The organism is Halomonas sp. SS10-MC5, assembly GCF_015992245.1.
GTDB classification, from domain to species: Bacteria; Pseudomonadota; Gammaproteobacteria; order Pseudomonadales; family Halomonadaceae; genus Halomonas; species Halomonas sulfidoxydans.
Map to the genome: position 1 here is coordinate 4,409,191 of NZ_CP065435.1, position 18,411 is coordinate 4,427,601.

17 protein-coding genes and 1 pseudogene are annotated in these 18,411 nt (G+C 67.1%); 9 read left to right on the plus strand and 9 right to left on the minus strand.

The window, feature by feature from the left end:
- Positions 1 to 118 precede the first annotated feature (118 nt).
- From I4484_RS20645 to argC, 9 genes are all read right to left on the minus strand, one after another.
- A complete protein-coding gene (locus tag I4484_RS20645) occupies positions 119 to 1,036 on the minus strand; it encodes a ParB/RepB/Spo0J family partition protein (protein ID WP_197451142.1) in 918 nt (305 codons plus the stop codon).
- A gap of 51 nt (positions 1,037 to 1,087) precedes the next feature.
- Positions 1,088 to 1,858: a ParA family protein gene (locus I4484_RS20650; protein WP_197449014.1), complete on the minus strand. Its 771-nt coding sequence runs from the start codon at positions 1,856 to 1,858 to the stop codon at positions 1,088 to 1,090.
- A 28-nt stretch (positions 1,859 to 1,886) separates the two neighbouring features.
- A complete protein-coding gene (gene rsmG, locus I4484_RS20655; protein WP_197449015.1) occupies positions 1,887 to 2,552 on the minus strand; it encodes a 16S rRNA (guanine(527)-N(7))-methyltransferase RsmG in 666 nt (221 codons plus the stop codon).
- Positions 2,549 to 4,444, minus strand: coding sequence for a tRNA uridine-5-carboxymethylaminomethyl(34) synthesis enzyme MnmG (gene mnmG, locus I4484_RS20660; protein WP_197449016.1), 1,896 nt, complete (start codon positions 4,442 to 4,444; stop codon positions 2,549 to 2,551). The genes rsmG and mnmG overlap by 4 nt, the downstream gene beginning before the upstream one ends.
- Positions 4,445 to 4,982: 538 nt before the next feature.
- Positions 4,983 to 5,756: an amino acid ABC transporter ATP-binding protein gene (locus tag I4484_RS20665; protein ID WP_267956612.1), complete on the minus strand. Its 774-nt coding sequence runs from the start codon at positions 5,754 to 5,756 to the stop codon at positions 4,983 to 4,985.
- A 10-nt stretch (positions 5,757 to 5,766) separates the two neighbouring features.
- Positions 5,767 to 6,438, minus strand: coding sequence for an amino acid ABC transporter permease (locus I4484_RS20670; protein WP_197449017.1), 672 nt, complete (start codon positions 6,436 to 6,438; stop codon positions 5,767 to 5,769).
- Positions 6,439 to 6,544: 106 nt separating this feature from the next.
- Positions 6,545 to 7,309, minus strand: a complete 765-nt coding sequence (locus I4484_RS20675) for a transporter substrate-binding domain-containing protein (protein WP_197449018.1) — start codon at positions 7,307 to 7,309, stop codon at positions 6,545 to 6,547.
- A gap of 113 nt (positions 7,310 to 7,422) precedes the next feature.
- On the minus strand, positions 7,423 to 7,776 hold the full coding sequence (erpA, locus tag I4484_RS20680) for an iron-sulfur cluster insertion protein ErpA (RefSeq protein ID WP_197449019.1): 354 nt from the start codon (positions 7,774 to 7,776) through the stop codon (positions 7,423 to 7,425).
- Between the two features lie 207 nt (positions 7,777 to 7,983).
- Positions 7,984 to 9,018, minus strand: a complete 1,035-nt coding sequence (gene argC / locus I4484_RS20685) for an N-acetyl-gamma-glutamyl-phosphate reductase (RefSeq protein WP_197449020.1) — start codon at positions 9,016 to 9,018, stop codon at positions 7,984 to 7,986.
- A 142-nt stretch (positions 9,019 to 9,160) separates the two neighbouring features.
- Between argC and I4484_RS20690 the strand changes: the two genes are divergently transcribed.
- From I4484_RS20690 to I4484_RS20730, 9 genes and pseudogenes are all read left to right on the plus strand, one after another.
- A complete protein-coding gene (locus I4484_RS20690; protein WP_197449021.1) occupies positions 9,161 to 10,918 on the plus strand; it encodes a chloride channel protein in 1,758 nt (585 codons plus the stop codon).
- Between the two features lie 46 nt (positions 10,919 to 10,964).
- Positions 10,965 to 11,396 carry a protoporphyrinogen oxidase HemJ gene (gene hemJ, locus I4484_RS20695; protein ID WP_197449022.1) on the plus strand — a complete coding sequence of 144 codons (432 nt, stop codon included), beginning with the start codon at positions 10,965 to 10,967 and terminating at the stop codon, positions 11,394 to 11,396.
- A gap of 14 nt (positions 11,397 to 11,410) precedes the next feature.
- Positions 11,411 to 12,190 (plus strand): annotated as a pseudogene (locus tag I4484_RS20700) (hydroxymethylpyrimidine/phosphomethylpyrimidine kinase); the annotation flags it as partial.
- Positions 12,191 to 12,355: 165 nt separating this feature from the next.
- Positions 12,356 to 13,645, plus strand: coding sequence for a glutamate-1-semialdehyde 2,1-aminomutase (gene hemL / locus I4484_RS20705; RefSeq protein WP_197451144.1), 1,290 nt, complete (start codon positions 12,356 to 12,358; stop codon positions 13,643 to 13,645).
- Positions 13,646 to 13,673: 28 nt separating this feature from the next.
- Entirely contained in the window at positions 13,674 to 14,912 is a 1,239-nt protein-coding gene (locus I4484_RS20710; RefSeq protein ID WP_234283675.1) for a bifunctional aminoglycoside phosphotransferase/ATP-binding protein, read from the plus strand.
- A 461-nt stretch (positions 14,913 to 15,373) separates the two neighbouring features.
- Positions 15,374 to 16,555: a hypothetical protein gene (locus I4484_RS20715; protein WP_197449023.1), complete on the plus strand. Its 1,182-nt coding sequence runs from the start codon at positions 15,374 to 15,376 to the stop codon at positions 16,553 to 16,555.
- A gap of 113 nt (positions 16,556 to 16,668) precedes the next feature.
- Positions 16,669 to 17,016, plus strand: coding sequence for a hypothetical protein (locus tag I4484_RS20720; protein WP_197449024.1), 348 nt, complete (start codon positions 16,669 to 16,671; stop codon positions 17,014 to 17,016).
- Between the two features lie 20 nt (positions 17,017 to 17,036).
- Positions 17,037 to 17,750 (plus strand): C39 family peptidase, encoded by a 714-nt coding sequence (locus I4484_RS20725; RefSeq protein WP_197449025.1) that lies wholly within the window; start codon positions 17,037 to 17,039, stop codon positions 17,748 to 17,750.
- 109 nt (positions 17,751 to 17,859) lie between these two features.
- Complete coding sequence (locus I4484_RS20730; protein WP_197449026.1) at positions 17,860 to 18,396, plus strand: hypothetical protein; 537 nt, start codon at positions 17,860 to 17,862, stop codon at positions 18,394 to 18,396.
- Positions 18,397 to 18,411: the final 15 nt, after the last annotated feature.

Consider the following 18,411-nt stretch of genomic DNA (forward strand, 5'->3'; position numbering starts at 1 on the left):
ACAACGGCGGATTATAGGGAAGCCCCTTGGCTGGTTCAACCAGACTCGGCGCTTTTCGCCCGCGAATGGTGCAGCTTTGCGACCAAAGAAGCAATGATTGTCAACACGCTTCGCGGCGTCAGTGGATGTGCTCGAGAATGCCGTCGAGTTCGTCCAGGCTGGAGTAGCGTATCGTCAGCCTGCCCTTGCCGCCGCGGCCGTGCTGGATCTTGACGGGGGCGCCCAGCAGCTCGCCGAGCTTGGTCTCCAGACGCACCACGTCGGGGCTCTCGGCCGTGCCGGCGGCCTTCTTCACCTCGCCCTGGGCCAGGCGCTTCACCAGCGCCTCGGTATCGCGCACGGTGAGATCCTTGTTGACCACCTCATGAGCCGCGCGGCGCTGCTTGGCCCCGGACAGGGCAAGCAGGGCGCGGGCATGGCCCATGTCCAGGTCGCCGCGCTCGAGCAGGGTCTGCACCTCGGGGTCGAGCGCCAGCAGGCGCAGCAGGTTGGCCACCTGGGCGCGCGACTTGCCCACCGCGTCGGCGACCTGCTGCTGGGTGAGCTCGAACTCGTCGAGCAGCCGCTTGAGCGCCATCGCCTCTTCCACCGGGTTGAGGTTCTCGCGCTGGATGTTCTCGATCAGCGCCAGGGCCAGGGCGACTTCGTCGCTGACCTCGCGGATCACCGCCGGAATGGTGTCGAGCTCGGCCAGCTGGGCGGCGCGCCAACGGCGCTCGCCGGCGATGATCTCGTAGCGGGCCTCGCCGGTGGGCCGCACCACGATGGGCTGCATCACGCCCTGGGCGCGGATCGAGTCGGCGAGTTCCTCCAGCGCCTCGGGCTGGATGTCACGCCGCGGCTGGTACTTGCCGCGCGAGAGCTGGCCCAGCGGCAGGCGCTCGAGCCGCTCCTCGGCGGCAGGCGCGGCGGCGGCGGGTCCGCCCGTCTCGTCGGGATGGACCTCCACCTCGGGCAGCTCGAGATTCTCGCGGCGACGGGCGCCGGCACCGATCAGGGCATCCAGGCCTCGGCCCAGGGCGCGTTTACGCGTCATCAGCTTTCCCTCATCACGAAAATCGGTCATGACAGGTCTCTCGCTCGGCGCCTACAGCGACAGGCGACGAATCAGTTCCTTGGCCAGCACCCGATGGGCCTGGCTGCCGCGTGAGAAGCGCGCGTACTTGGTCACCGGCAGGCCGTGGCTCGGCGCCTCGGCCACGCGCACGTTGCGCGGAATCGTGGTCTTGAGCAGCGCCTCGCCGAAGTAGTCGCGCAGTTGCTTGCTGACGTCCCGGGTCAGGCTGTTGCGGCCGTCGAACATGGTACGCAGGATGCCATAGATCGCCAGGTCCGGGTTCACGCTGTCCTTGATCTGCTCGACGGTGTCGAGCAGCGCCGAGAGCCCTTCCAGGGCGTAGAACTCGCACTGCAGCGGGATCAGCACGCCGTCGGCGGCGGTCAGGGCGTTGACGGTGAGCATGTTGAGCGAGGGTGGGCAGTCGATCAACACCACGTCGTACTCGCCGGCGACGCTGCCCAGCGCCTCGGTCAGGCTGCGCTCGCGCCCTTCGGCGCGGTCGAGCAGCTCCACCTCGGCGGCGGTGAGGTCGCCGTTTCCGGGCAGCAACGAGTAGCCGGCGGTGGGGCAATCCAACATCACCTCGGGCGCGCTCTTCTCGCCCAGCAGCAGGTCGAGCACGCTGCCCTCGAGCGAATGCTTGTCGACGCCGCTGCCCATGGTGGCATGGCCCTGGGGATCGAGGTCGACCAGCAGCACGCGGCGATCCAGCGCTGCCAGGCTGGCGGCCAGGTTGACGGCGGTGGTGGTCTTGCCCACGCCGCCCTTCTGGTTGGTCAAGGCGATGATTTGGGTCACGGGCGACTTCCTTGCGTCGAAGGCACGCTCACGGGCGGCCTGGGTTGGAATCGGTTCGCTCGACGATCAGCAGCTGACGCTCCCCCGCGGTGAACGGCACCTCGAGCCGGTGTCGCTCGCGCACGATCAGCCCGGCAGCCAGGGCGGACAATTCCTCGGCGGCGGCCGGCCCCTTCATGGCCAGCCAGCGTCCGCCTTCCGCCAGCAGCGGGTCGGTCAACGTGACGAAATCGGCCAGGCTGGCGAACGCCCGTGAGATCACCTGGGCATAGCCGCCCGCCGGCGGCTCGAAGGCCTCGACCCGCGCCTGCACCGGCGTGACGTTGCCAAGCCCGAGCTCCATCACCGCCTGGCGCTGGAAGCGCACCTTCTTGCCGTTGCTGTCGAGCAGCGTGACCGCCAAGCGCGGCTGCAGGATCGCCAGCACCAGTCCCGGCAGGCCCGGCCCGGCCCCCACGTCGAGCAGCGGCGCCTCGCCGACGAAAGGTAGTACCGCCGCGCTGTCGAGCAGGTGCCTGGCCACCATCTCTTCCGGTGAGCGTATCGCGGTGAGGTTATAGGCGCGGTTCCACTTGTGCAACAGCTCGACCAGACGCAGCAGCCGTTCGCGCTGTTCCCCGTCGATGCCGATGCCCAGTGCGGCCAACCCTTCGTCGAGACGCGATTCCACCTGAAGCGTGATGGCATCGCTCATCCGTTGGCCACCCGTGTGTCGTCAAGCAGACGGCGCTTCTTCAGATGAATCAGCAGGATCGATACCGCCGCCGGGGTCACGCCGGAGATCCGCGAGGCCTGGGCCAGGGTTTCGGGGCGAGCCTCGGCGAGCTTCTGGCGAATCTCGTGGGAGAGGCCCTCGACCTGGGCGTAATCGAGATCGGCCGGCAGCGGGGTGGCCTCGTGGCGCTTGAGCTTGTCGATCTCGTCCTGCTGGCGGTCGATGTAGCCCTGGTACTTGGCCTGGATCTGGACCTGTTCGGCCACCGCCTCGTCGCCGACGGGCTCGCCGGTGAGGTGCGCCACGTCGCCATAGCCGAGCTCGGGCCGCTTGAGCAGGTCGAGCAGGCTGTACTCGCGGGCTAGCGGCTTGCCGGTCTTCGCTTCGATGGCCGCCGCCGCCGCCGTGCCGGGCTGCACCCAGCTGGCCTTGAGCCGGGCGCGCTCGCGCTCGATCGCCTCGCGCTTGGCGCTGAACGCGACCCAGCGCGACTCGTCCACCAGGCCCAGCTCGCGACCGGCCTCGGTGAGGCGCAGGTCGGCGTTGTCCTCGCGCAGCAGCAGCCGGTACTCGGCGCGCGAGGTGAACATGCGGTAGGGCTCCCTGGTGCCCAGGGTGATCAGGTCGTCGACCAGCACGCCGAGGTAGGCCTCGTCGCGGCGCGGCCACCAGGCCTCTAGCCCCTTGGCACGGCGCGCGGCATTGAGCCCGGCGAGCAGCCCCTGGGCGCCGGCCTCCTCGTAGCCGGTGGTGCCGTTGATCTGCCCGGCGAAGAACAGGTTGTGGATAAATTTGGTTTCCAGCGAGTGCCTGAGATCGCGGGGATCGAAGAAGTCGTACTCGATGGCGTAGCCGGGCCGGGTGATGTGAGCGTTTTCGAGTCCCTTGATCGAGCGCACCACCGCGAGCTGCACGTCGAAGGGCAGCGAGGTGGAGATGCCGTTGGGGTAGAGCTCGTGGGTATCGAGCCCTTCCGGCTCGATGAAGATTTGGTGGCTCGCCTTGTCGGCGAAGCGGTGCACCTTGTCCTCGATCGACGGGCAGTAACGCGGGCCGACGCCCTCGATCACGCCCGAATACATCGGCGAACGGTCGAGGTTGGCGAAGATGATCTCGTGGCTGCGCTCATTGGTGTGAGCGATGTGGCAGCTCACCTGGCGCGGATGCATGTCGCGACGACCCAGGTAGGACATCACCGGCGTCGGGGTGTCGCCCGGCTGCTCCTCGAGCACGGCGAAATTCACGCTCTTGGCGTCCAGCCGTGGCGGGGTGCCGGTCTTGAGCCGGTCGACCCGGAACGGCAGCGCGCGCAGGCGCTGCGCCAGGGCATTGGAGGGCGGGTCGCCGGCGCGGCCACCGCGGCTCTGATCCAGGCCAATATGGATCACGCCGCCGAGGAAGGTGCCGGTACACAGCACCACCGTCTCGGCCCGGAAGCGAATGCCGGTCTCGGTGACCACCCCGCGCACCGTGTCGTTTTCCACCAGCAGGTCGCCCGCCGCCTGCTGGAAGATCGTCAGGTTCGGCTGGTTCTCCAGCATGCCGCGGATGGCGGCCTTGTAGCGCACGCGGTCGGCCTGGGCGCGGGTGGCGCGCACGGCCGGGCCCTTGCGGGCGTTGAGCACGCGGAACTGGATACCGGCGAGATCGGTGGCCAGGCCCATGGCGCCGCCCAGTGCATCGATCTCCTTGACCAGGTGGCTCTTGCCGATCCCGCCGATGGCGGGATTGCACGACATCTGGCCGAGAGTCTCGATGTTGTGGGTCAACAGCAGGGTCTGACAGCCCATGCGGGCGGAGGCCAGGGCGGCTTCGGTTCCCGCATGGCCGCCGCCGATGACGATGACGTCAAAGCGGTCGGGATACTCCAAGGTACACCTCGTTGCACGTGCGTGCGGATATTGCCAAAGGGGGTGAAAAACAGCCTGCCAGTATAAACCGCCTGTGGGTAAGCGTCAGGGGTTTTCCACATCACGTTGGTCAGTACCGAGTGGAGCAGCTCACTAATCAATACAGAATGATTAAAAGAGAGAAGTTCTGTAGTGGTTGTGACTACTGGTGTGGACAAAAACCGTGGATAAGCGGAATTAATCCTTTGGTATCATCTGCTTGCGCTGTTGACTCTTGCGGTGAGAAAAGGGTGACGAGCTGAGGGCGGCCGGTGGTGAGCCTGTGGATGACCGCGGCGCTTTTCCACAGGGCGGACGCTACACCCTTTTTCCACCGCCGGCTACCCGGCTTGTCACCGCGACTGTGAACAGCCGCGTGAGACGGCCAGGAAGTCGACAACCATGCTGCCTGGAGCGGCAAATCGAGGATGAGGAAAAAATTCTTATCCACAGGCCAAAAAAAAGCCCTGTCGAGTGCGACAGGGCCTGCCGGAGTGGAGATGAGGCGACTTTTTGGGTCTCAGTGCTTGAGTACCCGGGACAGGAAGCTCTGGGTGCGCTCGTGCCGTGGAGCGTCGAAAAGCGTGTCCGGTGCTGCCTGCTCGACGATCTCACCGCGATCGATGAAGACGACGCGATCGGCGACCTCGCGGGCGAAGCCCATCTCGTGGGTGACGATGATCATGGTCATGCCTTCCCGGGCCAGCTCGCGCATGGCGTCGAGGACCTCGCCGATCATCTCCGGATCGAGCGCCGAGGTGGGTTCGTCGAACAGCATCAGGCGCGGCTCCATGGCCAGCGCCCGGGCCAGGGCGACGCGCTGCTGCTGCCCGCCGGAGAGCTGGCCGGGGTACTTGCCCGCCTGGTTGGCGATGCCCACGCGCGTGAGCAGACGCTCGGCGGTCTCGATCGCGTCGGCGCGGCTCCAGCCGCGCACCTTCATCGGCGCCAGGGTGACGTTGTCGAGCACCCGTAGATGGGGAAACAGGTTGAACTGCTGGAACACCATGCCGACCTCGGTGCGGATCCTCTGCAGCGCACGGCTGCTCTTGCCGTCGGGCAGCAGCTCGTTGCCATCGACCTCGATGTGGCCGGCCTGGAACTCCTCGAGGCCGTTGATGCAGCGAATCAGGGTGGACTTGCCCGAACCACTGGCGCCGATCACCACCACCACCTCGCCGGGGGCGACCGTCAGGTCGATGTCCTTGAGCACGTGCAGCTCGCCGAAATGCTTGTTGACCCGCTCCATGCGCACGATGGGCTGGGCCGCGGCGTGGGAAGTGTCTCGGTTCATGTCGCGCTCCTTATTGTCCGACCAGGCCCTTGCGCTCGAGCAGGCGCAGTGCGAATGACAGGCTCAGGGTTATCGCCAGATAGAGGAGGGCGACCATCAGGTAGACTTCGAGGGCATTGAAGGTGGTGGCGATGTAGACCTGGCCCTGGCGCACCAGCTCGCCGACGCCGATCACCGAGAACAACGAGGTGTCCTTGATGCTGATGATGCCCTGGTTGCCGAGCGGCGGGATCATGCGGCGAAAGGCCTGGGGCCAGATCACGTAGCGGAAGGCCTGGCTGCGCGACAGTCCCAGGGAGAGGCTGGCCTCGCGCTGGCCGCGCTCGATCGACTGCACGCCGCCACGCACGATTTCCGAGATGTAGGCGCCGGAGTTGACCGCGATGGCGGCGATGCCCGCCACCAGGGCGTTGATGGGGCCGCCGAGGAGCTGCGGCAGGCCGTAGAAGATGAACAGTACCTGCACCAGCACCGGGGTGCCGCGGAAGATCTCGATGTAGGCGATCGCCGGCAGCCGCAGCCAGACGAGGGGACTGATGCGCAGCAGGCCGAACAGGATGCCGATGAGGAAACCGATGGCCAGCCCGCCGAAGGAGATCAGCAGGGTATAGGGGATTCCCTTGAGCAGGAAGGGGATGGAGGCGAAGGCCGCCTCCCAGTCGAATTGGAAGGTGACGTCCACTGGGGTTCTCCGGTCAGGGGGCGTCTCGGAAGCCGAGAGACGCGGGCAGGTGGCAACGCCGCGGGGCCGGATCCTCGACCCGGCCCCGCGTCACAGCGCTGGGCTGTCATTCGTCGCTGGCGCTGCCGAACCACTTCTCGTGGATCTCGTCGTAGCTGCCGTCCTCGCGCATCTCGGCCAGCGCCTGGTTGGCGGGTTCGACCCATTCGCTGCCCTTGACGAAGACGATGCCGTACTGCTGGCCCTCGTAGAGCGGTCCGACCACCTTGGTCCGGCCCTCGCCGCGTGTCTGGGCGAAGTAGCTGACGTTGGGGGCATCGTAGAACACGGCGTCGGCGCTGCCGCCGAGCAGGGCCATGTACATGTCGCTGCTGCCGGGGTAGGGGGTGATCTCGGCGCTGTCGCCGAGGTTCTCCTGCAGGAAGTCGTAGCTGGTGGAGCCGACCTTGGTGGCGATGGTCTTGCCTTCGAGGTCTTCGATCTGCTCGACGCCATCCTCGTCGGCGCGCACCAGGATCTTGAGACCGCTGTCGTAGTAGGGGTCCGAGAAGTCGACGATCTCGGCGCGCTCCTCGGTGATGGTGATGCCGGCGATGGCGACGTCGACGTTGCCGGTCTGGACGGCAGGAATGATGCCGTTGAAGTCCATCGTCTCGAGTTCGTAATCGAAGCCGGCACGTTCGGCGACGGCGGCGATGATGTCCATGTCGAAACCGACCATCTCGCCGGTTTCCTGATCCATCATCTCGAAGGGGACGAAGCTCGGGTCGGTCACCACGTCGAGCGTCTCGTTGGCGGCGGCCGAGGCGGTGAGGCCCAGCGCGAAGGCCATGCCCGAAACCAGGGTGGCCGTCTTCACGTGTCGTTTCATACGTTTCCCCATGGTGAATTGTTGTGGCGTTACGCCTTTAAACCATGGCGAGTCCACGGGGAAGCGTCAAGTCGAACGGATTCTGTGCTGTCGCGGTGACGATTGCAGGAAAATCACACCATGAAGGAGGCGCCACAGCCGCAGGTGGTCGTGGCGTTGGGGTTCTGGACCAGGAAACGGGCACCGGCGAGCCCCTCCTCGTAGTCGACGGTGGAACCCACGAGGTACTGGTAGGAGAGCTCGTCGACGACCAGTGCGACGTCGCCGAATTGGATCAGGGTGTCGTCATCGCCGACCGAGTCGGCAAAGTCGAAGCCGTACTGGAAACCCGAGCAGCCGCCTCCCGTGACGTAGACGCGAAGCTTGAGATCGGGCTTGCCCTCCTCCTCGATGAGCGCCTGGAGCCGCTTCCTGGCGGCCCCGGAGAGCATCATGGGAGTGGGAACGAAGGTTTCGGCGCCGCTCATGGGCATCCTCCCCTGGGGAAACGTCGCGCAAATGGTTGCACGAGCGAATCGCGGCGTTGCGCTTCGCCTCGTGCATCGACTCGTCCCGCGTTTCCCTGAGCTGAATGAATCGGTAACTCGCCATTATCCCTAATCCCCAGCAAAACGGTCAACTATTCAGGAAGGGGCGCCTCAGGGAAGGCGCCCTGTCACCGCTGGGTAGCCACCTCAGGGCATCAGCGCGGGGGCGGCGAGCCCGGCGTTCTCGGCGAAGCCGAACATGATGTTGAGGTTCTGTACCGCCTGCCCCGAGGCGCCCTTGACCAGGTTGTCAATCACCGACAGCACCACCACGGTGTCGCCGCCCGCGGGGCGATGCACGGCCAGGCGGCAGACGTTGGCCCCCTTGACACTGCGCGTCTCGGGGTGGCTGCCGGCGGGCATCACGTCGACGAAGGGCTCGTCGGCGAAGCGCTGCTCGAACAGCGCCTGGAGATCGCCCGGTTCGCTTTTCAGGCGACCGTAGAGGGTGGCGTGGATGCCGCGGATCATCGGCGTCAGGTGCGGCACGAAGGTCAGACCCACCGCGCCTCCGGCGGCGTCGCCGAGGCCCTGGCGGATCTCCGGCAGGTGGCGGTGGCCGCCGGCACCGTAGGCCTTCATCGACTCGCTGGCCTCGGCCAGCAGCGAGGGGACCTTGGCCCCGCGGCCGGCGCCGGTGACGCCCGACTTGCAGTCGGCGATGACGTGCTCGGCGTCGATCAGCCCGGCCTCGAGCAGCGGCAGCAGCCCCAGCTGGACCGCCGTGGGGTAACAGCCCGGCACCGCGATCAGTCGCGCCCGGCGAATGCGCTCGCGATGCATCTCGGGCAGGCCGTAGACGGCCTCGTCGAGCAGTGCCGGGGCGCCATGGGGCTGGCCGTACCACTCGGCCCACACCTCGGCATCGCGCAGGCGGAAGTCGGCGGAGAGGTCGATCACTCGGGTGCCCTGGGCGAGCAGCTCGCCGGCCAGCGCGTGGGCGACGCCGTGCGGCGTGGCGAAGAACACCGCGTCGCAGGCGCCGAGACGTCGCGGGTCGGGCTCGCTGAAGGCCAGCGTGTCATAGTGGCCGCGCAGGTTGGGGTACATGTCGCCCACGCGCATGCCGGCCTCGGAGCGCGAGGTAATGGCTTCGACCTCGACCTCGGGGTGCTGAGCCAGCAGCCTGAGCAGCTCGACGCCGGTATAACCGGTGCCGCCGACGATTCCGACCTTGATCACAACGCGACTCCTTCGAAGTTTGCCTGGCGGGAGCGGCCGTCAACGGGACCGCCCTGTCCGGATATGATACACAAGAGAAGTGGCGGCGACTCAACCGCCTCGTTGTCGCTGTCCCAGGAAACGACCGCACAGGAAACACGCCGTGCCGCGCCTCTCGCTACCCGCCTTCAGCCTGGAAGGCTTTCGCCGCAAGCTAGCCAGTGTCGACGCCTTGCCCCAGCTGTGCGTGCTGGGGGTCGTCTCGGGGGTCGTGACCGGCGCCGTGATGGTTGGCTTCCGGCTGTTGCTGGAACTGGGCGGCTTGCTGTTCATGCCGGGGGGCGACCACGAGGCCTTCGAGGGGCTCGCGCCGGAGTTCCGCGCCGGCCTGCCGTTGCTCGCCGTGACGCTGATCGGCATCTTCCTGTGGCGCCAGCCGGCGGCGGCACGCAAGCTGGGCGTCGGCCACGTGATCGAGCGCCTCACTTACCATCAGGGCCGTTTCCCCCTGCGCAACTGGATCAACCAGTGGTGGGTGGGGGTGGCCACGGTGCTGGGCGGCCTTTCCGCCGGCCGCGAGGGGCCGGCCATCCACCTCGGTGCCGCCGCGGCGAGCGGCCTGGGACAACGCCTGCGGCTGCCGCACAACAGCCTGCGGGTGCTGGTGGCCTGCGGCACGGCGGCGGGCATCTCGGCCTCCTTCAACACGCCGATCGCCGGGGTCATCTTCGCCATGGAGGTGGTGATGATGGAGTACACCATCGCCGGCTTCATGCCGGTCATCCTGGCCTCCACCATGGGCGCCCTGATGGCCATGCTGGTGTACGGTTCGGAACCGGCCATCCAGGTACCCAGCGTCAGCCTGGGCTCGCTGATGAACCTGCCGTGGATCGTGATCACGGCGCTGTTCATCGGCCTGCTGGCGGGGCTGTTCATCCACGTGGCGAGAAGCGAGCGCCTCAGCGGCCTGCCGGTGGTGCTGCGCCTGGCGCTGGTGGCCCTGGCCACGGCGGCGGTGGCGTGGTGGTACCCCGACGTGCAGGGCATCGGCTACGACAGCCTGGATGCGTCGCTGGCGGGGAACCTGACCGTCGACGTGCTGCTGGCGCTGGTGGTGGCCAAGCTGCTGCTGACGGCCATTACCGTGGCCAGCAAGATTCCCATCGGCATCATCGGCCCGGTGCTGGTGGTCGGGGCTGCGGCCGGGGCGCTGGCTGACCTGGTAGGGGCTTGGCTCTTTCCCCAACTGGGCGTCGAGCCCGGGTTCTATGCCATGCTCGGCATGGCGGCGATGATGGGCGCCGTGCTGCAGGCGCCGTTGGCCGCGCTGATGGCGCTGCTGGAGTTGACCCACAATCCCAACATCATCCTCCCGGGCATGCTGGCGGTGGTGGTCTCGGGGCTGACCGCCCGGCAGCTGTGTCGCTGCGACGGTTTCTTCATCAGCGTGACCCGCCATGGCCTGCACCCGTTGCAGCAGCCCCTGATGCAGGCGCTCTCGCGGGTCTCGGTCCCGGCGGTGATGGAGCGCAGCTTCGTCACCACGCCGCGCATGGTGACCCGCGAACAGGCCCGGGCACTGCTCATTGCCAAGCCGGCCTGGATCCTGATCCTGCGCTCCACCGGCGACAAGCCGACCCTGGCGCTCAAGGCCGCCGACCTGGCGCGGGCGCTGATCGACGAGCAGGAGCTGGAGGAGATCACCACCGAGGAGGCACTGATCGACCTGCTCGAAGTCCCGGGGCTGCGCCTGGAAATGGCGCCTATCCACTTTCAGGCGACCCTGTCGGAGGCCTTCGAGCGGCTCGAGGACCAGGCCGTCGATGCGCTCTTCGTGGAGTACGGTCGACGGCCGAAGCACAAGCGGATTTCGGGTATCATCACCCGCGGCGCCATCGAACGTTACTATTCGCTCAAGTGATCGACCCGATCGCTGCCGCTTCGTCATCACTCGCCCGGGAGAAGGCATGTATCTCTGGATCAAGGCCCTGCACATCGTGGCCGTCGTGACCTGGTTTGCCGCACTGTTCTACCTGCCGCGCCTGTACGTCTACCACGCCATGGCGCGCGACAAGGGGGAGCAGCAGGCCATCGACCACTTCGTGGTGATGGAGCGCAAGCTTTACCGCGGCATCATGACGCCGTCGATGGTCGCGGTGCTCGGGCTCGGCATCTGGCTGCTCTATCTCATGCCCCACTGGCTCGGCATGGGCTGGATGCACGTCAAGCTGCTGCTGGTGCTGCTGCTGGTGGGCTACCACCACGCCTGCCTGGTCTATCTCAAGCAGTTCGCTGCCGGCCGCTGCCGGCGCTCTCATGTGTTTTTCCGCTGGTTCAACGAGCTGCCGGTGATCGCGCTGCTGGGCATCGTGATCCTGGTCGTGCTCAAGCCGTTCTGATCATGTCGAACGAGATGCGCGAACAACTGCCGATCGTGCTGGTACTGGCCGGTCACGACCCCACCGGTGGGGCGGGGCTCACCGCCGACGGCGAGGCGATCGCCGCCTGTGGCGGCTGGGCCATGACCGTGCCGACGGCCTTGACGGTACAGGACTGTCACGACGTGCGGCGGGTGGCGCCGGTCCCGGCGAACCTGATCCGCGAGATGGCGGGGGCGCTGGCGGCGTTTCGCCCGTCGGCGATCAAGGTCGGCCTGCTGGCCAGTCTCGAGACGCTCGATGCCGTGGTGGAGATCATCGAGGCGCATCCCGGGGTGCCGGTGGTGGTCGACCCGGTGCTCAAGGCCGGGGGAGGCAAAGAGTTATCCACAGCGACCTTGGTCGATGCCTTCCGCTCGCGATTGCTCCCCCGCGTGGATGTCCTGACGCCCAATCGGCTCGAGCTGGCGCGCCTTGCCGGGCCACAGGCCGAGGACGACCAGGCGCGCGCCCAGCGGTTGCTGTCGCTCGGTTGTCGTAGCGTGCTGGTGACGGCCAGCGACGACCCGGCAGCCGGTGTCCCCGGCGATGCTGTGGAGCTGGTGCTGTACGAGGCCGGTGGGCGCTTTGCCTGGCGCTGGCCGCGGCTGGCGGGTCGATTTCACGGCTCGGGCTGCACTCTGGCCTCTTCCCTGGCGGCGCGTCTCGCCGCCGGAGAGACGCTGCACCCGGCCAGTGAGCAGGCCCAGCGCTTCACCTGGCAGGCCCTGGCGCATGCCTGGCAGCCGGGTGACGGCCAGGCGCTGCCGCGGCGTTCGGCCGTGCAGGGCGTGACCCAAGCCGCCGGCATGAGCGAAGATCCCCGTATCTTCACTGGGGATTCCAAGGTTATCCAAGAAGTTATCCACAGATCGGGCGGCGCGAGCCCGGCAGCTCCGGTGACGGAGTCAAATCATTTTCGAGACAGCAACGAGGCCGACATGATCACTTCCGCAACGCTCTTCGAACAGGCCTGCCGCCACATTCCCGGCGGCGTCAACTCTCCCGTGCGCGCCTTCAAGGGCCTGCAGCGGCCCCCGGTCTTCATCGAGCGAGCCCAGGGGGCCTATCTGTTCGACGTGGAAGGCCAGCGTTACGTCGACTACGTCGGCTCGTGGGGGCCGATGATCACCGGGCACGCCGACCCGGACGTGCTGGCAGCGGTGCGCAGCCGGCTCGACCAGGGACTCTCGTTCGGCACCCCGACCGCGATCGAGACCACCATGGCCGACCTGATCTGCGACATGATCCCGTCGATCGAGCTGGTGCGCATGGTCAACTCGGGCACCGAGGCCACCATGTCGGCGATCCGGCTGGCGCGCGGTGTCACCGGGCGCGACAAGATCGTCAAGTTCGAGGGCAACTACCACGGCCACTCCGACTCGCTGCTGGTCAAGGCCGGCTCCGGCGCCCTGACCCATGGCGAACCCAGCTCGCCCGGCGTGCCCGCGTCGCTGGCCGAGCACACCATCACCCTGGCCTACAACGACATCGACGAGGTCGAGGCCTGTTTCGAGGAGATCGGCAGCGAGATCGCCTGCATCATCGTCGAGCCGGTTGCCGGCAACATGAACTGCATTCCGCCACAGCCCGGCTTCCTCGAGACCCTGCGTCGGGTTTGCACCGAGTACGGGAGTGTGCTGATCTTTGATGAGGTGATGACCGGCTTCCGCGTCGCCATGGGCGGCGCCCAGGCGCACTACGGCATCGAGCCCGACCTGACCTGCCTGGGCAAGATCGTCGGCGGCGGCATGCCGGTAGGCGCCTTCGGCGGCAAGCGCGAGATCATGGGGCAGATCTCGCCGCTGGGCCCGGTCTACCAGGCGGGGACGCTCTCGGGCAATCCGCTGGCCATGGCGGCCGGCATCGCCCTGCTGACCAAGCTGCGCGAGCCCGGCTTCCACGATGCCCTGGCGCAGCGCGTGGAGACGCTCTGCCACGGCTTGCAGGAGCGTGCCGATGCCGCCGGCATCGACATGATCACCCAGCGAGCCGGTGGCATGTTCGGGCTGTTCTTCACCGGGCAGTCGCGGGTCGACAACTTTGCCCAGGCCACGGCATGCGATGCCGAGACCTTCCGCCGCTTCTTCGCGGCGATGCTGGACGAAGGCGTCTACCTGGCGCCGTCGGCGTACGAGGCGGGCTTCATGTCCAGCGCCCATACGCCGGAAGACATTCAATGGACGCTGGACGCCGCCGAGAAGGCTTTTGCCTTGGTGCGCCAGCCCTGACGAGGCGCCACCGCCACGAGGAGTGACCATGGATGCCACCGCCGCGAACGGCCAGATGCCTTCGTCCACTGCCCTCGACGTGGACGAACTGATCGATTCGCTGGTGGCCTCCCATCGTACCCTCGTCGACGATCTTCCTTACGTGGGCTCCTCCGGCTGCCTGGCAGCGACCCGCTCGCTGATCGAGGACGAGGTGGGCGTGCTCGATGCCCGCCTGACGGGCGAGGAGGACCGGCGCCGCCTGCACGGGCTGAGGGAGTGGCTGGCGCAGGAGCTGGTGCGACTCGAGCCGTGCTTCCACGAACGCGGTGAACCGCGCCCAAGCTGGGTGGTCGGCCGCCAGTCCCTGGCGTTGTGCGATCGGCAGCGGCTGATCATGTCCCAGGCCCTCGACCTGGAGGCCACGGATCCGCTGGCCAGGCGCTGCCTGGACCCGGGCTTCGATCTGGCCTCGCTGCTGGTGGGGCTCTACGTGCGTGACGAGACGCGGCTAGCCCACTACGCACTCGACCGCTACCTGCGGCTATCCGGCGACTACGCCCTCACCCGCCTCCTCTCGGTGTTTGCCGTGTGCCGGTCGCTGGCGGGCGCGCGACGGGCGCTGCAGCGCTGGGAGGCGGGGCGCGGTACGGCGTTTCACCTGGCCGAGGTCATGACCGAGTGCCGGCGCTATCTCGAGCTGGCCGAGCGGGTCTCCAACTTCCGCTTCCCCCCGTTGATCATCGGGGTCGGCGTGTCCGGCAGCGGCAAGAGCCGTTTCATGGCCGAGATCGTCGAACGGCTGGGTGCCGTGAGGCTCTGCTCGGATGCCGAGCGGCGGCGTCTCTTCGGGCTTTCTCCACAGGCGCTCGAGGCGGCACCGGCTGTGGATATCTTCGGTCCGGAGACCACCGGCCGCACCTACCAGCGCCTGGCCAGCCTGGCTGGACTCCTGCTGAACGCCGGCATTCCCACCTGCATCGATGCCACCTGTCTGACGCGTGCCCAGCGCCGGCTGCTGCAGCAGCAGGGCGAGGCTCGCGGCCTGCCCGTGCTTATCGTCAGCTTCGAGGCCGACGATGACACGCTCAGGGCTCGCATCGTCAAGCGTGCCAGGCGCCAGGGGGGAGACACGACCACCAGCCTCGAGGTTCTCAACCGGCAGCTGGCGCTGTTCGAGGGCTTCAGCGACGAGGAGCGTCAGCATCTGCTGCATCTCGATACTACCGCCGACAACGCCTCTGACACGCTGGCGATGCTGATCCAGCAGCGGGTGTTTGCCGGCTGAACACCCTGCCAGCGGTTCGCCGCTGCCCGTACCCCGCGTCGTGCGGGCGGCCAAGCGCCGCCAAAGGTAATCGAACGTTTACGATGTAAGGAAAACGATACCGAAAGGTTATCGCCTAAGCTTTTGAAAAATAGCGGCTTTTTTCTCATCACGAAATACGCTCTCCTGTCGCTGTTACTGTTGCGTAACGTTTTCTTCCTCCCTTGCTGACGCCATGCCTCCGGTGCGCCATGCCTTGCGCCCGTCCCGTCTATTCCAGCGCCGCAACCCCTTGCCAAACAAGGAATGAAGAAACGCCTGGCATGGAGAGTGCGAAGGGATTCCCCGACCAGTCACTGCTCCTCCGTCAGCAAGGTGAAGGGGATCGGGGAATGATTTTTTCTTGGGTCAATCCCGGCGAGAGGCGCGAGCGTCTGGTCCTTCTCTGGAAGAAATATCATGCATGATTAGGGAGAAATGACATGAGAAAGCATTACGTGATTGCAGGATCATCGCTGTTGGCACTGGTCCTGGCCATTTCCCACGCGCACGCCAACCCGAGTTCAGGTTCCGCGGAGAATGTCGACCAGCAGGTCAATTCCGCGGCGCTGGCCGTTGGTGGTGCCGGCGGCAACAGTAGTGGCGGCAACGGGGGTAACGGCGGCAGCAGTAACAGCGCTGCCGGCTCCGGCGCCTGGAACAATGCCAGCGAGATGGACGACGGGGCCGACGCAGGCAGTGACGCCGAGATCTCCGCCAACAGCAACGCAACCAGCGATGCCGGGAATGGCGGAGCCGGTGGCATGGGTGGCGCCGGCGGTGCGGCAGGAGCCGGTGGCGATGCCTGGGCCATGAGCGAGTCCTACAACACCAGCACCAGCGTGGTGGCGATCCAGGACCTGCGTTCCACCGTGACCGGTTCACGCATCAACATCACTGCCGGCAATGGAGCGGCAGGCGGTGCCGGCAGCAGCGGTGGCGATGCCCTGGGCGTGAGCGCAGGCATCGGTGTCGGTGGGTCCGGCGGGGACGGTACCGGCGGTGATGGCGGGGCGTCCATGGCCCATGGTGGCGATGGCGCCGATGGCGGCGACGGTGCCGGCCTGGGCCTGGGGCTGGGGCTTGGCGCAGGCCAGGGCGGCAATGCCGACGGCAGCAACGGCAGCGGGGGTGCCGACAGCAGCGCCGTGGGCGGGCTGGCTGGCAACGTCGCCGGGGATGATGTCGAGGACAACGTGTCCACCTCGGCGGGCGGCAGCAGCAGCGGCGACGCCACTGCCTCGCCCTCTGTCGCGGGGGGCACCGGCGGGGCCGGAAGCGGCACCGGTACCGGCACCGGTAGCGGCACCGGCACCGGCGGCGCCGGCGGTTCGGGCGGCGATGCCATGGCGGGCGCCGGCGGCAGCTCCACCGGCAATGGCGGCGGTGGCGGCGGCGGCACCGGCACCGGCGGCGATGCCTATGCCTACGCCGGCGACGGCGGCGACGGCGGCAACGGTGGCAACGGCGGCAGTGCCTCGCTCGTCACCGGGGGCGCCTCGATGGCGGCAGGCGCCGGTACCTTCGGCGGCATTGCCAACATGAACCTCTCCACCGGCATCTACAACTCGCAGCTGGCGGGCACCAACGTGGCGGCACACAGCAACGTCAATATCGGCAACTGATGGCTGGCGTGAGCTGAAGGCAAAGGGCCGGTGGCAAGGCTGCCGGCCCTTCCTTGGTCCCATTGACGAAGCTGCGAAGAGGGGGCGATGCCATGAGGGGTAACGGGCGAGCGATGCATGTTGTGCTGGCGGCCGGCTTGAGCCTTGCCAGCCCGCTGATGTTGGCGGCGGACGAAGTCACCACGGAGTTCGATGGACTCCATCGCATCGAGTCAGGTGAGCTGCAGAGCATTACCGGCAGGGAGGGGTTCCGCGATCTGGTCAACGTCCAGAGCATCCAGAGCATGGAAGCGGTGGCACAGGGAGCGTCATTTACCGCCGATACGATCGTCTCGGGCAATATCACCGTCGAGGCCAATGCCATGGACAACGTTTCGGGAATCACCCTGATGAACCTCATGACGGGACATGCCAATGCGGTCTCGACAGGGGTGAGCATCAGCGTCTATGCGCCCCAGTGAGACTGGGCAAGGAGGGGGGCATGACCGGAACCCTACGAAGGCTGGGCGCGTCGTCGGCCTGTCTCGTCATCGGTCTGGCGGCGCTTCCAGTGCAGGCGGCCGGGGTGACGATAGCGCTGAACGGAGGCTTCGGTTCCGTGACGGTGGCGGCCAGGAGTCATCACGAGATGCGCTGGGACGGTGTCGTCGCCCAGCAGTACGACTACAGCTGCGGTGCGGCCGCGGTGGCGACCCTGCTCACGTATCACTACGACCGGCCCACCACCGAGGCGGACGTCTTCGAGTCGATGATTCGTGTGGGTGAAGTCGAACAGATTCGGGAGCAGGGCTTCTCCATGCTCGACATGAAGCGCTATCTCGATGGCCAGGGGTTGAACTCGGATGGCTTCCGGGTGGGGCTCGACGATCTGGAGCGCATCGGGATTCCCGCCATCACCCTGATCAATACCGGAGGCTACCGACACTTCGTGGTCCTCAAGGGGATGGACGCCAATAGCGTGCTGCTGGGCGATCCGGCCGTGGGCACCGTGGCGGTGCCCCGGGCGCACTTCGAGTCGATCTGGAGCGGCCTGGTGCTGGGTGCACGCGCCGAGGTGGAAATCGCCAAGGCCAACTTCAACCATGAGCGTGACTGGCGCATCCGCCCCGCGGCTCCCGTCGGCAGTGCCGTCGATCGCGCCGACGTGGCCTCCCTGCTGCTGCAACTGCCGGCGATCAACGAACTGGGGCGTTAACGACATGAGAATGTGCCGAATCCCATGGCGAGCGGCCGCGAGTCACCGGCGTGACCTGGCCCCGCCGGACCTTCCTGCCCGGCCCGGGTGCCTCGGTTGGCTGGGCATCGTGTCACTGTGCCTGTCCAGCGCCGCGCTGCCGGCGGCCGACTTCGCCTACCTGGAGCCGCTCGCCGAGGAGGAGCTGAGAGAGCTGCGCGGCGGGTTCCAGATCTCCGGGCTCGACATGAGCTTCGGGGCCACCCTGCAGACCCTGGTCGACAACGTGCGGATGGACACCGTCTTCGTCATCAACGGAGCGGGCACGGAGATCGTATCCCAGACGATCACCCAGCACGGCGCCATCGATGGCCAGGTCGTCAGCCAGGTTGGGCAGGGCAGCGGCAAGGCCATCATGGAGTTGACCCCGAGCGGTATCAACCTGACCGGAATGAAGGATTTCCCCGGCCTGGTGGTGAACGACGCCAAGGGTTTCACCTCGGTGTTCCACTCGGCGACCCGCGACGCCATTCTCGGCAGCGTGGTCAGCAATGCCTCGCAGCGTGAGATCCAGCAGCGGCTCGACATCGGTGTCCAGGTGAACAACCTGCCCGCCCTGCAAGCGGCCCAGCAGCGTCATGCCATCACGGAGTCCCTGGCCCGCTAAACGCACGAGTGTCAA

Excerpts from the sequence above, each read along its gene's own strand:
- I4484_RS20720 (WP_197449024.1), top strand. The coding sequence starts at position 16,669 with ATGCATGTTGTGCTGGCGGCCGGCTTGAGCCTTGCCAGCCCGCTGATG.
- I4484_RS20710 (WP_234283675.1), top strand. The coding sequence starts at position 13,674 with ATGGATGCCACCGCCGCGAACGGCCAGATGCCTTCGTCCACTGCCCTC.
- hemJ (WP_197449022.1), top strand. The coding sequence starts at position 10,965 with ATGTATCTCTGGATCAAGGCCCTGCACATCGTGGCCGTCGTGACCTGG.
- I4484_RS20725 (WP_197449025.1), top strand. The coding sequence starts at position 17,037 with ATGACCGGAACCCTACGAAGGCTGGGCGCGTCGTCGGCCTGTCTCGTC.
- rsmG (WP_197449015.1), bottom strand. The coding sequence starts at position 2,552 with ATGAGCGATGCCATCACGCTTCAGGTGGAATCGCGTCTCGACGAAGGG.
- I4484_RS20675 (WP_197449018.1), bottom strand. The coding sequence starts at position 7,309 with ATGAAACGACACGTGAAGACGGCCACCCTGGTTTCGGGCATGGCCTTC.
- I4484_RS20715 (WP_197449023.1), top strand. The coding sequence starts at position 15,374 with ATGAGAAAGCATTACGTGATTGCAGGATCATCGCTGTTGGCACTGGTC.
- I4484_RS20645 (WP_197451142.1), bottom strand. The coding sequence starts at position 1,036 with ATGACGCGTAAACGCGCCCTGGGCCGAGGCCTGGATGCCCTGATCGGT.
- erpA (WP_197449019.1), bottom strand. The coding sequence starts at position 7,776 with ATGAGCGGCGCCGAAACCTTCGTTCCCACTCCCATGATGCTCTCCGGG.
- hemL (WP_197451144.1), top strand. The coding sequence starts at position 12,356 with ATGATCACTTCCGCAACGCTCTTCGAACAGGCCTGCCGCCACATTCCC.
- I4484_RS20665 (WP_267956612.1), bottom strand. The coding sequence starts at position 5,756 with ATGAACCGAGACACTTCCCACGCCGCGGCCCAGCCCATCGTGCGCATG.